Raw genomic sequence first — 14,777 nt, 5'->3', positions numbered from 1 at the left:
CCGTAAAGGGAATAAACTCTAAATTTCGTTTGGGGCGTACCCCGATCACTTCTGACCGGAGTACTTTGCCTGGATTTCCTGAGCAACGTTGCTTGGAACCGGCGAATAGTGATCGAAGGTCATCGAGTACTGTGCGCGACCCTGAGACATGGAGCGCAGGTTGTCGACGTACTTGAACATGTTGGCCAGTGGGACATGCGCGTTGATAACAACGGCAATGCCACGGCTTTCCTGACCCTGGATCTGACCGCGACGCGAGTTCAGATCGCCGATAACGTCACCGACGTAATCTTCAGGTGTCACGACCTCAACCTTCATCATCGGCTCGAGAAGCTGTGCACCAGCCTTCTTCGCTGCTTCACGGAAGCAGGCACGCGATGCGATTTCGAACGCCAGAACCGAGGAGTCGACATCGTGGTAAGCGCCGTCGATCAGTGTCGCCTTGACACCGAGCATCGGGAAGCCGGCGAGAGGACCGGACGACAGAACGCTTTCGATACCCTTCTGAACGCCTGGGATGTATTCCTTCGGAACAGCACCACCAACGACCTTGGATTCGAACTTGAACTCTTCGCCATCAGGATTTGGTTCGAAGATGATCTTAACACGAGCGAACTGACCGGTACCACCGGACTGCTTCTTGTGTGTGTAATCTTCTTCGTGCTGACGCGTAATCGTTTCACGGTAAGCAACCTGAGGAGCACCAACGGTAGCTTCAACCTTGAACTCGCGACGCATACGGTCAACGAGAATGTCGAGGTGAAGTTCGCCCATGCCAGCGATGATCGTCTGACCGGATTCTTCATCCGTCTTAACGCGGAACGAAGGATCTTCAGCAGCCAGACGGTTGAGCGCGAGGCCCATCTTTTCCTGGTCGCCCTTGGTCTTCGGTTCGATGGCGATCTGGATAACCGGCTCAGGGAATTCCATACGCTCGAGGATAACCGGCTTCAGAGGATCGCAAAGCGTATCGCCTGTAGTCGTTTCCTTGAGGCCAGCCAGCGCAACGATGTCGCCAGAGAAGGCTTCTTCGATGTCTTCGCGGGAGTTGGAATGCATCTGGAGCATACGGCCGACACGCTCGCGCTTGTCCTTGACCGTGTTCAGAACCGATGTGCCCTTTTCGAGCTTGCCGGAATAGATGCGTGCGAACGTGAGCGAACCAACGAATGGGTCGTTCATGATCTTGAACGCAAGCATGGAAAGCGGCTCGCTGTCGTCAGGATGACGCTCGATGTCGAGTTCGGTCTTGAAGTCGATGCCCTTGATCGCAGGAATGTCCAGCGGCGAAGGCAGGTAATCGCAAACGGCGTCGAGAAGTGGCTGAACGCCCTTGTTCTTGAATGCAGTACCGCAGAACATCGGGTGGAACTTCACGTCGATGGTACCGCGGCGAACGAGTTCGCGGATCTTGTCGTTATCCGGCATGTCGCCGTTCAGGTAGGCTTCCATTGCTTCTTCATCGATATCGACGACCTGTTCGATCATCTTCTCGCGATATTCAGCAGCCTTTTCCTTCATGTCGTCAGGAATCTCAACGACGTCCCACTGAGCGCCGAGCGATTCGTCGCGCCAGATCAGAGCGTTCATTTCGATCAGATCGATAACGCCCTTGAATTCGGTTTCTGCACCGATCGGGAGCTGCATGACGACAGCGATGGCGCCGAGACGGGTCTTGATCATTTCTACCGAGCGGTAGAAGTCAGCACCGGTCTTGTCCATCTTGTTGCAGAAGATCATACGCGGAACGTTGTACTTCTCAGCCTGACGCCAGACGGTTTCCGTCTGCGGCTCTACACCGGCGTTGGCGTCGAGAAGTGCAATCGCACCATCGAGAACGCGCAGCGAACGTTCAACTTCAATCGTGAAGTCAACGTGGCCGGGGGTGTCGATGATGTTGAAACGGCGCATCTTGCCATCGCGACCCTTCCAGAAGGTCGTGGTCGCAGCAGAAGTGATCGTGATGCCACGCTCCTGCTCCTGTTCCATCCAGTCCATCGTGGCTGCGCCATCATGAACTTCGCCGATCTTGTGCGACTTACCAGTGTAATAAAGAATACGCTCGGTCGTCGTCGTCTTGCCGGCGTCGATATGCGCCATGATACCGAAATTGCGGTAGTCTTCGATTTTATATTCGCGAGCCATAACGGACTGCCTCTCAGATCGGTTAGATTACCAGCGGTAATGCGAGAATGCACGGTTGGCGTCAGCCATCTTGTGCGTGTCTTCGCGCTTCTTGACTGCAGAACCACGGTTGTTCGCAGCGTCCATGAGTTCGCCAGACAGGCGATCAACCATGGTTGTTTCATTGCGCTTGCGCGCAGCAGCGATCAGCCAGCGGATCGCGAGAGCCTGACGGCGCTCTGGACGAACATCGACCGGAACCTGGTATGTTGCACCACCAACGCGGCGCGAACGCACTTCAACGTGCGGAGCAACGTTGTCGAGGGCCGAATGGAAAATGCCGAGTGGCTCTGCCTTGGACTTGCCCTGAACGACGTCGAACGCGCCGTAAACGATGCTTTCTGCGACCGACTTCTTGCCGTGAAGCATGATGGCGTTCATGAACTTGGTAACGATCAGATCGCCGAACTTCGGGTCCGGATTGATCTCACGCTTTTCTGCACTATGGCGACGGGACATATTCTTGTCTCTCAATTGTTAGGGACGCTTTACCACGCGGAGAACCTCGCGCAGCGCCTGAATTTGTTTGAACCCGAATTACTTCGGACGCTTCGCACCATACTTGGAGCGGCGCTGCTTGCGGTTCTTGACGCCCTGGGTATCGAGAACACCACGGATGACGTGGTAACGAACGCCCGGCAAGTCCTTTACGCGGCCGCCACGGATCATGACAACGGAGTGTTCCTGAAGGTTATGACCTTCACCTGGAATGTAACCGATGACTTCAAAGCCGTTGGTGAGGCGGATCTTGGCAACCTTACGAAGAGCCGAGTTAGGCTTCTTAGGGGTCGTTGTGTAAACGCGTGTGCAAACGCCGCGCTTCTGTGGGTTTTCCTGCAGAGCAGGAACCTTATTACGCTTTACCTGTGCCTGACGTGGCTTGCGGATCAGCTGGTTTACGGTAGGCATATAACCATCCCTTGCAAAAACTACTTTAGCCACCCTCACGGATGGCGGTTATACCGTTTCCGGCAACGACGCACGCATAGCTTCATGCATAAATCGTGGCCCTATCCGTTTTTCGACGGATGGACCACCAAGAGCAGAGGACGTACATCCTACGTCTTGCATGCAACAATCGTGTCTCGTACGTGTTTTTGGACCCTTGTTTGAGGCAATGTCTGGAACGAGTCGTTCCAGAAAGCCAAACCTCACATTGGTTCCGATGGCGGGCGTACTACTGTTTTACCCCGCTTTCGTCAAGGGCGATTCAACATTTAGTCCCCGCGCACGCGCCCTGAACGCCTTTGGCATACAGGATTTCGAATGGCTCTAACATAATGCTCCTCCCCGTGCACGCTTTTCCCAATCTGGCCTTTGGCTTTTGCAAAAAGCCGTCTATTGATTCCCTCAAGGCGAACGCTCGCGCCACCGCCAGGCAATTATAACCAGAAAAGGAATCGCGTCATGATTACAGAACCAGACAACGACAACGGACGCGACGATCCCATGGTCTTCATCGTCATCGGCAAGGCCTATGAGCGTGAAGGCGACGAAGGCATCGATATCCACGTCATCCTCAAGGCACCCGATGACGACAGCGCCGTGCGAGAAGCCCTGAACGCGCTCTCCGAAGAAGGCTTCCTCGAAGCCGACCTGGACCAGATCGGAATGCTGACCGACATTCCCGACGAGGAGCCCCATGCGTCGGCCTATCAAGGCGCGCTTGAAGGTGAAGTGGCGATTATCAGGTTTGCCTAAGAAAGAGCCTTTGTTTATCGAGCGGCAATAATAGCTTTTATGTACGGTGGAGTTCTGCATTGGAGGACCCCGAGAGCAAGAGCGGGCGTCGGATGATCCTGTCCTGTTTGGCGATCGGGTTCTTCCTGGCGTCGCCGGCTCTGTCTCCTGAAGGCGAACCGCACATTTTGCGTGTTCGCATAGGGCAAAGCGTCGGCGACTTCATGGCCGTCAATAATCTGAAGAAAGAAGACGCCGAGAATTTCGGTCCACTTACTATCCCAGTAGACCGCCTGGAAGACTGGATGTCGATTTCCTTCGATCGCGCTTCAGCAATCTTTCGTTATGAAGATGGCATATTCGGATTTGATTTGCCGCCGGGACAGAGCATGTCAATCGGTCAACATGGCGGCACAATCACCGACATTTTTGTTTCGGCAGACTCAAACGATCATCATTTCAAAAAGATTGATCCGACCGCCCGAAAGCTGTTGGACAACCTTATCCGTAATGGATGGAAACCTATAGATCTTCATTTTCCTAAGCACGAATTGGACACTAATTCTTCTGATGGTACCATTTACTACGGAACATTAGCTGCCTCTTCAGGTAACCAATTGTCTGTCCGTTTACGGACATATCTCGACCCGCCATTCTTTATAATGCACGTCGAAATCCGTGGGCCCGATGATTTGTTCGAAAGACGATCTGATGTGGTAGCAGCGCGGCGATTTGCGTTGAAAGACAATCCCGAGAAATCAACCTTGCGTCTTTGGCTACAAGATCAAGACTGGTCGCCAGAAGAGCTCGGCATGAAGCAGGTCGATGTTATCAACCCGAAATGGAGCCCTAATAGTCCGACATCAGGACGGCGGATCTTTAAACGGTGGCAAATGCCCGATGGCACAACTGAGCCTACATTCCGATGACACATTACAAATTTGAGGCTCCGGCTCAGCCAAGCGTCTGCAACGGACCAGACGGGTTTCTAGGCGAACTCTGCCTATCATCGCCAAGCAATTGTCGACTAATATTCAAAGCGAATACTCATGTGCATTGATAGACTGCGGTTACGGCTTCAAACCGGCGCGCAAGTAAATCCTCGCGACGCATCATAAGATATGTCGCTCCGTCGCCGCTAAGATCGTGGTGCATTAGCCCTGTTCCTGAAAAATACTCACCTGCCCATGAAAACAGGTGCCGTACCTCGTCGTCGCCAGGTTCAAAATAGCGCGAGCGGTCCCGCCTGAAGCCCACCTCCGGGTCTTGCTGGATAGGTTCCGGCCATCCCCCAAGACGATCACCAAACGGCGCGGTATTTTTATCCGTCACTTCATCGACAGAAGCGATGTCCGCGGTGTTCGAATGTTTAAGGACGGACCACATCGCCGAACGATTGACGACCGGACTGTTCAACCAATGATTAGGAATCGTCAGTAGGGAATAGGGCTCCAGGGCTTCACACATTTGCTGCTCGGCAAAAGGTAAGCTTGGATCTTTTGCATCCGAAAGAGTAATCAACTCCTCTGGCGGGTCATGACGCACCAGATCGATGGCATCGTTGATATACAGAATTTGGTATGCCTCGTCCGCTCCAGCCGCCGTAATGTCTTCGAAGACATAAAGCATGCCGCGGTCTGGCAGATCGATGTCAAACCCGGCTTGCAACGCCATGACATCCAGATCGAGTTGGGCAAAAAACGCTAGGGGGAACACCTTGCTAACTGCCCGCCGCCACAACGAACTGTAGAGTGAGCCGTTATATTTGACCGACTCTACAATGCCCGGTGATGGCGACCAGGATGGTCTTGTCGGCCAAGCCATTCTCTTGGGAATATCTGGACATCCCCCAATTTTACTCGCCCCTAGAGCTAAAGACTTATCCGGCTTCTGACGGCGTACGAACTCGATGGCCGGCTTGACCGTTGCCAGTATCTGCCGCTCGTATTGCGCCAGATTGGCATCGGCCAGTACCCGACAGATATCGTCCTCATGACGAAAACCTCGCATCGATTGCTCCTATTTCGACAACGCTCGGGTTGATCCGAGCGTCTTGCAAAGGCCACAAGCCAACGCCACTGCAGGAAAACGCATAGTTACGAAACGATCAACAAAAAAACGCCCGGATCACTCCGGGCGTTTTTCACTTAAACCAGACCGGGCCTCTCACGAGGCCCCTGCCCTAACAACCGTTACTCGGCCGCTGGAGCCTTGTCTGTCATGTCCTGCAACATCTGGTTTGCGGAAGACGAGCCCGTGCTCTTCTTGCGCTCTTCGATGATGAGTTCGTCGCGGCCCGTCGCGATGCGGCGGATCTGGGTCATGGTGCCGCCAGTACCGGCCGGGATGAGACGGCCGACGATGACGTTTTCTTTCAGACCCTGCAGCGTATCCGTCTTGCCGGCGATTGCAGCTTCCGTGAGAACCTTCGTGGTTTCCTGGAACGAAGCAGCCGAGATGAACGATGGCGTCTGCAGCGATGCCTTGGTGATACCCAGAAGAACCGGGTCGCCGTAGGATGGCTTCTTGCCTTCGTCGATCAGGCGGTCGTTGTTGTCTTCCATCTCGATGCGATCAACGCTATCACCCACGATGTAATGCGAGTCACCTGCATCGGTGATTTCCACCTTCTGCAGCATCTGACGCACGATCACTTCGATGTGCTTGTCGTTGATGACAACACCCTGCAGGCGGTAGACTTCTTGGATTTCGTTCACGAGATAGGAAGCCAAAGCTTCCACGCCCTTGATCGCCAGGATGTCGTGCGGTGCCGGGTTACCATCGAGAATGTACTCGCCCTTCTCGATGTAGTCGCCTTCCTGAAGGTGGAACGGCTTGCTCTTCGGGATCAGGTATTCGACTGGTTCGACTCCATCTTCCGCAGGCTCGATCTGAACGCGACGCTTGTTCTTGTAGTCGCGGCCCAGACGGATCGTACCATCGATTTCGGCGATGATAGCGTGATCCTTTGGACGACGCGCTTCGAAGAGTTCGGCAACACGCGGCAGACCACCGGTGATGTCCTTGGTCTTGGCGCTTTCCAGCGGAGAACGCGCAAGCACGTCACCCTGGAAGACCTTCAAGCCGGGCTCTACCGACAGGATGGCATCAACCGACAGGTGGAAGCGGGCTTCGCTACCACGAGCAAGCTTTGCCACATTGCCGGATGCATCCTTGATGACGATCGCAGGCTTGAGATCAGAACCGCGTGGCGTGGAACGCCAATCGATAACCTGACGCTTGGTGATACCGGTGGATTCGTCGGTTGCTTCCAGAACGGAAAGACCGTCGACCAGATCTTCGAAGTGAACAGTCCCTTCCACTTCCGTCATCATTGGACGTGTGTAAGGGTCCCACTCAGCAAGACGCTGACCGCGCTTCACCTTGTCGCCATCATCCACGAACAGCTTGGAGCCATAGGCTACACGCTGCGAGGAACGCTCGACGCCACGCTCATCAAGAATGGTGACGGACATGTTACGGCCCATCGCGATGAGAATGTTGTCTGAGTTGCGCAGGCTGTTGCGGTTCTTGATCTGGATCGTACCTTCATACGACGCTTCCAGGAACGACTGGTCGACCACGTTGGCCGTGCCACCAAGGTGGAACGTACGCATGGTCAGCTGTGTGCCCGGTTCACCGATGGACTGCGCGGCGATAACGCCCACCGCTTCGCCCATGTTGACCGGCGTACCGCGTGCAAGGTCACGACCGTAGCAGACGCCGCAAACACCGACCTGAATTTCGCAGGTCAGAGCAGAGCGGATGCGAACGGACTGGATACCGGACTTTTCAATGATCGCAATATCGGCTTCGTCCATCAGCTTGCCAGCCTTGACGATGTTCTCGCCAGTCACCGGGTTGTCGATGTCATCAAGTGCGGTACGACCAAGAATACGTGCGCCAATCGAAGCAACGACCTGACCGGCATCGACGATGGCAGTCATGGTGAGGCCCTTATCGGTGCCGCAATCCACAGAGTTGACAATGCAATCCTGCGCCACGTCAACGAGACGACGTGTCAGGTAACCCGAGTTCGCCGTCTTCAAGGCCGTGTCTGCGAGACCCTTACGGGCACCGTGGGTCGAGTTGAAGTACTCGTTAACGGTCAGACCTTCCTTAAAGTTGGAGATGATCGGTGTTTCGATGATCTCACCCGATGGCTTGGCCATGAGGCCGCGCATACCACCCAGCTGACGCATCTGGTTCGGCGAACCACGCGCACCGGAGTGGGACATCATGTAGATGGCGTTCATCGGCTTCTGACGACCTGTCTCCGGATCGAACTCGACAGCCTTAATGCGGGCCATCATGTCTTCAGCAACCTTCTCGGTCGCCTTGCCCCAGGCATCAACGACCTTGTTGTACTTTTCGCCCTGAGTGATCAGGCCGTCATTGTACTGCTGTTCGTATTCCTTCACCAGGGTTTCGGTATCGCCGACGATCTTCACCTTGGTTTCAGGAATGATCATGTCGTCCTTGCCGAACGAAATACCGGCGCGGCAGGCATGGGTGAAGCCGAGCTGCATGATACGGTCGCAGAAGATGACCGTGTCTTTCTGGCCGCAATGACGGTAGACCGTGTCGATCATCTTGGAGATGTTCTTCTTGGTCATTTCCTGGTTGCAGGTCTCGAACGGCACGTTGACGTTCTTCGGCAGAAGTTCGCCGATGAGCATGCGGCCAGGCGTCGTTTCATGGATCTTCGAGACCGGCTTGCCATCGGCATCCACAGTCTTGAAGCGGCCACGGATCTTGGCATGCAGCGTCACGACCTTGTTTTCCAAAGCGTGGTGCAACTCGCCGAGATCGGAGAACGCCATGCCTTCGCCCGGCTCGTTCTGGTTCATGATCGACAGGTAGTAGAGACCGAGAACCATGTCCTGCGACGGAACGATGATCGGCTGACCGTTGGCAGGGTGCAGGATGTTGTTGGTGGACATCATCAGCACGCGTGCTTCCAGCTGCGCTTCGAGCGACAGTGGAACGTGAACAGCCATCTGGTCACCGTCGAAGTCGGCGTTGAAGGCCGTGCAGACGAGCGGATGCAGCTGGATGGCCTTACCTTCGACCAGCATGGGTTCGAAAGCCTGGATGCCCAAACGGTGCAGCGTCGGTGCGCGGTTCAACAGAACGGGATGCTCGCGGATAACCTCGTCGAGGATATCCCAGACTTCAGGCTTTTCTTTTTCGACAAGCTTCTTGGCCTGCTTGACGGTGGAGGAGTAACCCTTCGCATCAAGGCGGGCATAGATGAACGGCTTGAACAGCTCAAGCGCCATCTTCTTGGGAAGACCGCACTGGTGCAGTTTCAGTTCAGGACCGGTCACGATAACAGAGCGGCCGGAATAGTCGACGCGCTTGCCGAGAAGGTTCTGACGGAAGCGGCCCTGCTTGCCCTTGAGCATGTCGGAGAGCGACTTCAGCGGACGCTTGTTGGCACCCGTGATGACGCGACCGCGACGACCGTTATCGAACAGCGCATCGACGGATTCCTGCAACATGCGCTTTTCATTGCGGATAATGATGCCAGGCGCACGAAGCTCGATCAGGCGCTTCAAACGGTTGTTACGGTTGATGACGCGGCGATAGAGATCGTTCAGGTCGGACGTCGCGAAACGGCCACCATCCAGCGGAACCAGCGGACGCAAATCCGGTGGAATGACAGGAACGACCTTCATGATCATCCACTCGGGACGATTGCCTGATTCCATGAAGTTCTCAACGATCTTGAGACGCTTCATGAACTTCTTCTGCTTGAGATCAGACGTGGTCTCGGCAAGATCCGTGCGAAGGTCGCCCGCGATCTTTTCGAGGTTCATCGAAGCCAGCATTTCGTAGATGGCTTCAGCGCCGATCATGGCCGTGAACTGATCTTCGCCGAACTCGTCGACGGCAATCATGTACTCTTCTTCGTTCAGAAGCTGGTTCTGCTTCATCGAAGTCAGGCCAGGCTCGGTCACGATGTAGTTTTCGAAGTAGAGAACGCGCTCTACATCTTTCAGCGTCATGTCGAGCAGTGTCGAGATACGCGAAGGCAGCGACTTCAGGAACCAGATGTGGGCAACGGGTGCAGCGAGCTCGATATGGCCCATGCGCTCACGACGAACGCGCGACAGCGTGACTTCAACGCCGCACTTTTCGCAGATGATGCCCTTGTACTTCATGCGCTTGTACTTGCCGCACAAGCACTCATAATCCTTGATCGGTCCAAAAATACGCGCGCAGAACAGACCATCGCGTTCAGGCTTGAACGTGCGATAGTTGATTGTTTCTGGCTTCTTGATCTCACCGTAAGACCACGAGAGGATCTTTTCCGGGCTCGCAATCGAAATCCGGATGGAATCGAAGTGCTGCGCCGGTACCGACGGGTTGAAAAGGTTCATGACCTCTTGGTTCATGCCTGTCTCCTTAGGGGTTTGGCCCCTTGCTTGCATCTGGCGCGGTGCTGTGCCGGTCACCGACCAATGCCTAAAACATGATTAACCGCAAAATGCGGCGGAAGTTTCTACCCTCAAAGCCAAGCTTTTCGGGCGAAACAAGCAGGCACCTTTTAAAGTGCCTGCCCTTCGTGTTTCTTATTCCGCCGCGTCAGGAAGTTGATCCGCCACGTTGGCTTCGTCGAGCTTGGAGTTTTCCAATTCGACGCTGAGACCCAGCGAGCGCATTTCCTTGACGAGAACGTTGAAGCTTTCAGGAATACCGGCTTCGAACGTATCGTCACCACGGACGATTGCTTCGTAAACCTTGGTGCGGCCCGCCACGTCATCAGACTTGACGGTGAGCATTTCCTGCAGCGTGTAAGCGGCGCCGTACGCTTCCAGAGCCCAGACTTCCATTTCCCCGAAGCGCTGACCACCGAACTGCGCCTTACCACCCAGCGGCTGCTGGGTCACGAGCGAGTAAGGACCGATCGAGCGAGCGTGGATCTTGTCATCGACAAGGTGGTTCAGCTTGATCATGTACATGTAGCCGACGGTAACCTTACGGTCGAAGGTTTCACCGGTACGACCATCGTAGAGAACAGACTGACCGGAGTCATGGAGACCGGCTCTCGTCAGCATTTCAGCAACGTCGGGCTCATGCGCGCCGTCGAAGACCGGCGTTGCAATCGAAACGCCCTTCCTGGACTGCTCGGCCAGACGGATCAGGGATTCGTCGTCGAAGTGGGCGACTTCATCCTTCGCCTCGGAGGCATACACTTCCGTCAGCTCGCGCTTCAGGTCCGTGATATCCAGCGACTTGTGATACTCGTCGAGCATATCGCCGATTTTCTTGCCCATACCGGCGCAAGCCCATGCGAGATGCGTTTCGAGAATCTGACCGACGTTCATGCGCGAAGGCACGCCCAGCGGGTTCAAGCAGATGTCGACATGCGTACCATCTTCCAGGAACGGCATATCTTCGACGGGCACGATACGCGAGACAACGCCCTTGTTACCGTGACGGCCAGCCATCTTGTCGCCTGGCTGGATCTTGCGCTTCACAGCAACAAAGACCTTGACCATCTTCATGACGCCAGGAGGCATTTCGTCGCCGCGCTGAACCTTCTCGACCTTATCCATGAAGCGCTGTTCAAGGCGCGACTTGGACTCGTCGTACTGACCGCGAAGCGCTTCAAGCTCGGACTGAGCCTTCTCGTCTTCCACGGCAAACATCCACCACTGCGAGCGGGGATATTCGGAAACGACAGCGTTTGAAAGTTCAACGCCCTTCTTGAAGCCCTTTGGACCGGCAATGGAAACCTGTCCGCGCAGCATCTCGATCAGACGACCGTAGACGTTGCGGTCCAGAATGGCCTGCTCGTCATCACGGTCCTTGGCAAGACGCTCGATTTCTTCACGCTCGATGGCCATCGCACGTTCGTCTTTTTCGACGCCGTGACGATTGAACACGCGAACTTCAACGACCGTACCAAACGTGCCCGGAGGCATGCGCATGGAGGTGTCGCGAACGTCGGACGCCTTCTCACCGAAGATGGCACGCAGAAGCTTTTCTTCCGGCGTCATCGGGCTTTCGCCCTTCGGTGTGATCTTGCCGACGAGAATATCGCCTGGCTGAACTTCCGCACCGATGTAGACGATACCGGCTTCGTCGAGGTTCTTCAGCGCTTCTTCCGAAACGTTTGGAATATCGCGCGTGATTTCTTCAGGACCAAGCTTGGTGTCGCGGGCCATCACTTCGAATTCTTCGATGTGGATGGACGTGAACACGTCGTCTGAGACGATGCGCTCGGACATCAGGATCGAGTCTTCGTAGTTGTAGCCGTTCCATGGCATGAACGCGACAAGTGCGTTGCGGCCAAGTGCCAAGTCACCGAGGTCGGTCGAAGGACCGTCAGCGATGATGTCACCCTTGTTCAGAATGTCACCGACTGAAACCAGCGGACGCTGATTGATGCAGGTGTTCTGGTTGGAGCGCTGGAACTTCTGTAGGCGATAGATATCCACACCGGACTTGCCAGCATCGAGATCTTCCGTCGCACGAATAACGATACGGGTCGCATCCACCTGGTCGACCACGCCACCGCGACGCGCCGCAATGGCAGCACCGGAGTCGCGTGCAACGATCGGCTCCATGCCGGTTCCGACGAACGGAGCCTCGGCACGAAGAAGCGGAACGGCCTGACGCTGCATGTTCGAGCCCATGAGAGCGCGGTTGGCGTCATCGTTTTCGAGGAACGGGATAAGCGCCGCAGCAACGGAAACCAGCTGCTTTGGAGACACGTCCATCAAGTTGATGTTGTCACGCGGCGCCAGCATAACTTCGCCAGAGTGACGGCAAACAACGAATTCGTCAGAGAACGAACCGTCCTTTTCCATCGAAGCGTTGGCCTGAGCCACGTAATACTTCGCCTCTTCCATCGCGGAGAGATAGATCACTTCCATCGTGACCTTGCCGTCGATGATCTTGCGGTACGGGCTTTCGATGAAGCCGTACTTGTTGACGCGGGCAAAGGTTGCGAGCGAGTTGATCAGACCGATGTTCGGTCCTTCAGGCGTTTCGATCGGGCAAATACGGCCGTAGTGCGTCGGATGAACGTCGCGCACTTCAAAGCCTGCGCGCTCGCGGGTCAGACCACCCGGTCCAAGAGCCGAAAGACGGCGCTTGTGGGTGATTTCCGAGAGAGGGTTCACCTGGTCCATGAACTGCGACAGCTGCGAGGAGCCGAAGAATTCGCGAACAGCAGCGGCTGCTGGCTTTGCGTTGATCAGATCCTGCGGCATAACGGTGTCGATTTCGATCGAGGACATACGTTCCTTGATCGCACGTTCCATGCGCAGCAGACCCAGACGATACTGGTTCTCCATCAACTCACCAACGGAGCGAACACGACGGTTACCGAGGTTGTCGATATCGTCGATCTCACCCTTGCCGTCACGCAATTCGACCAGCATTCTGACCACGGCCAGAATGTCTTCCTTGCGCAAGGTGCGCACGGTGTCTTCTGCATCCAGGTCGAGACGCATGTTCATCTTCACGCGGCCAACTGCGGAAAGATCGTAACGCTCGCTGTCAAAAAACAGCGACTTGAACATGGCTTCGGCCGAATCCATGGTTGGCGGCTCACCCGGGCGCATGACGCGGTAGATGTCGAACAGAGCTTCCTGACGGTTCTCGTTCTTGTCTGCAGCCAGCGTGTTGCGGATGTAGGCGCCAACATTGATGTGGTCGATATTGAGGATCGGGATTTCGTCGAAACCGGATTCCTGGATCAGCTTCAGCGTCTTCTCGTCGATTTCGTCGCCGGCTTCGAGATAGATTTCGCCTGTCTCGTAGTTGACGATATCTTCGGCAAGATAGTTGCCATAGAGATCTTCGTTGCTTGCCTTCAGGAACTTAAGTCCCTTATCCGACATCTGACGGATCAGGCGTGGGGTCAGCTTCTTGCCGGCTTCGACAACGACTTCGCCCGTGTCGGCGTCAACCAGCTCGGTGATGGCCTTAGCGCCCTTCAGCACATCCGGCTGATACGGGTAACGCCAGCCTTCGCCGTCGCGCACATAATTTGCCTTGGTGTAGAAGGTCGACAGAATTTCTTCGCCGTCCATGCCAAGCGCCATCAGAAGCGATGTTGCTGGCAGCTTGCGGCGACGGTCGATACGCGCGTAGACGACATCCTTCGCGTCGAATTCGATATCGAGCCACGAACCGCGATACGGAATGACGCGGGCAGCGAACAAGAGCTTGCCGGACGAATGGCTCTTGCCCTTGTCATGGTCGAAGAACACGCCCGGCGAACGGTGCATCTGCGAAACGATAACACGCTCCGTGCCGTTGACGATGAATGTGCCATTGTCTGTCATGAGCGGCATATCGCCCATGTAGACAGACTGTTCTTTGATGTCCTTGACAGACTTCGCGCCTGTATCCTCGTCGATATCGAACACGATGAGGCGCAGCGTCACCTTGAGGGGCGCGGCGTAGGTCAGATCGCGCTGACGGCATTCTTCCGTGTCAAATTTGGGTGGTTCGAATTCGTAGGACACGAATTCGAGCATGGAAGCGCCCGAAAAGTCGGTGATCGGGAACACGGACCTGAAGACCGCGTTCAATCCTTCGTCCGGACGCCCACCTTCGGGCTCCTTGACCATGAGAAACTGGTCATACGAAGCCTTCTGAACCTCGATGAGGTTTGGCATTTCCGCTACTTCTGGAATTTTGCCGAAAAACTTGCGTACGCGCCTGCGACCGTTAAACGAAAGGGTCTGAGCCATCGTCGCTCCTTTAAAATTGCATCCGGGCCTGCAACGGACGGGAACCGCTGGCCAGTCGATCCCGTCAATCCAATGGGTGTCTTCAATCTCGTTTCACGTCCCGAACAGTAAGGCCGGATTGCCTGTACAGCGCGGTTCGAAACCATTCTCTTGAAGAACCCATTACCCAAAAGCCATTTTCACGCGGCTTTTGGG

The 14,777-nt window shown here is 55.3% G+C and carries 8 protein-coding genes; 2 read left to right on the top strand and 6 right to left on the bottom strand.

What is annotated here, in order from left to right; all coding sequences use genetic code 11:
- Positions 1-45: 45 nt before the first annotated feature.
- The 3 genes from fusA to rpsL all read right to left on the bottom strand — a co-directional run bounded on the left by fusA (position 46) and on the right by rpsL (position 3,093).
- The gene (gene fusA / locus RMR21_RS05210; RefSeq protein WP_498669640.1) at positions 46-2,145 is read right to left on the bottom strand and encodes an elongation factor G; all 2,100 of its coding nucleotides are present in this window, start codon (positions 2,143-2,145) and stop codon (positions 46-48) included.
- A gap of 27 nt (positions 2,146-2,172) precedes the next feature.
- On the bottom strand, positions 2,173-2,643 hold the full coding sequence (gene rpsG / locus RMR21_RS05205; protein WP_045232852.1) for a 30S ribosomal protein S7: 471 nt from the start codon (positions 2,641-2,643) through the stop codon (positions 2,173-2,175).
- Between the two features lie 78 nt (positions 2,644-2,721).
- A complete protein-coding gene (gene rpsL / locus RMR21_RS05200) occupies positions 2,722-3,093 on the bottom strand; it encodes a 30S ribosomal protein S12 (RefSeq protein ID WP_042618537.1) in 372 nt (123 codons plus the stop codon).
- Positions 3,094-3,591: 498 nt separating this feature from the next.
- On the opposite strand from rpsL, the gene RMR21_RS05195 reads away from it, so the two are divergent.
- Positions 3,592-3,885: a transcriptional regulator gene (locus RMR21_RS05195; RefSeq protein WP_498669639.1), complete on the top strand. Its 294-nt coding sequence runs from the start codon at positions 3,592-3,594 to the stop codon at positions 3,883-3,885.
- 59 nt (positions 3,886-3,944) lie between these two features.
- On the top strand, positions 3,945-4,793 hold the full coding sequence (locus tag RMR21_RS05190; RefSeq protein ID WP_498669638.1) for a hypothetical protein: 849 nt from the start codon (positions 3,945-3,947) through the stop codon (positions 4,791-4,793).
- A 118-nt stretch (positions 4,794-4,911) separates the two neighbouring features.
- Here the strand turns inward: RMR21_RS05190 and RMR21_RS05185 are convergent, their stop codons facing one another.
- The 3 genes from RMR21_RS05185 to rpoB form a co-directional block, all read right to left on the bottom strand.
- Positions 4,912-5,874, bottom strand: a complete 963-nt coding sequence (locus tag RMR21_RS05185; RefSeq protein WP_498669637.1) for a DUF1963 domain-containing protein — start codon at positions 5,872-5,874, stop codon at positions 4,912-4,914.
- A gap of 182 nt (positions 5,875-6,056) precedes the next feature.
- Entirely contained in the window at positions 6,057-10,265 is a 4,209-nt protein-coding gene (gene rpoC / locus RMR21_RS05180) for a DNA-directed RNA polymerase subunit beta' (protein ID WP_498669636.1), read from the bottom strand.
- A 177-nt stretch (positions 10,266-10,442) separates the two neighbouring features.
- Positions 10,443-14,582, bottom strand: a complete 4,140-nt coding sequence (gene rpoB / locus RMR21_RS05175) for a DNA-directed RNA polymerase subunit beta (protein ID WP_498669635.1) — start codon at positions 14,580-14,582, stop codon at positions 10,443-10,445.
- Positions 14,583-14,777: the final 195 nt, after the last annotated feature.

This window comes from Agrobacterium sp. rho-8.1 (genome assembly GCF_033957725.1).
GTDB lineage: Bacteria > Pseudomonadota > Alphaproteobacteria > Rhizobiales > Rhizobiaceae > Agrobacterium.
Note: the sequence above shows the minus strand (reverse complement) of the source record. Positions and strands in the feature narration are given on the sequence as shown.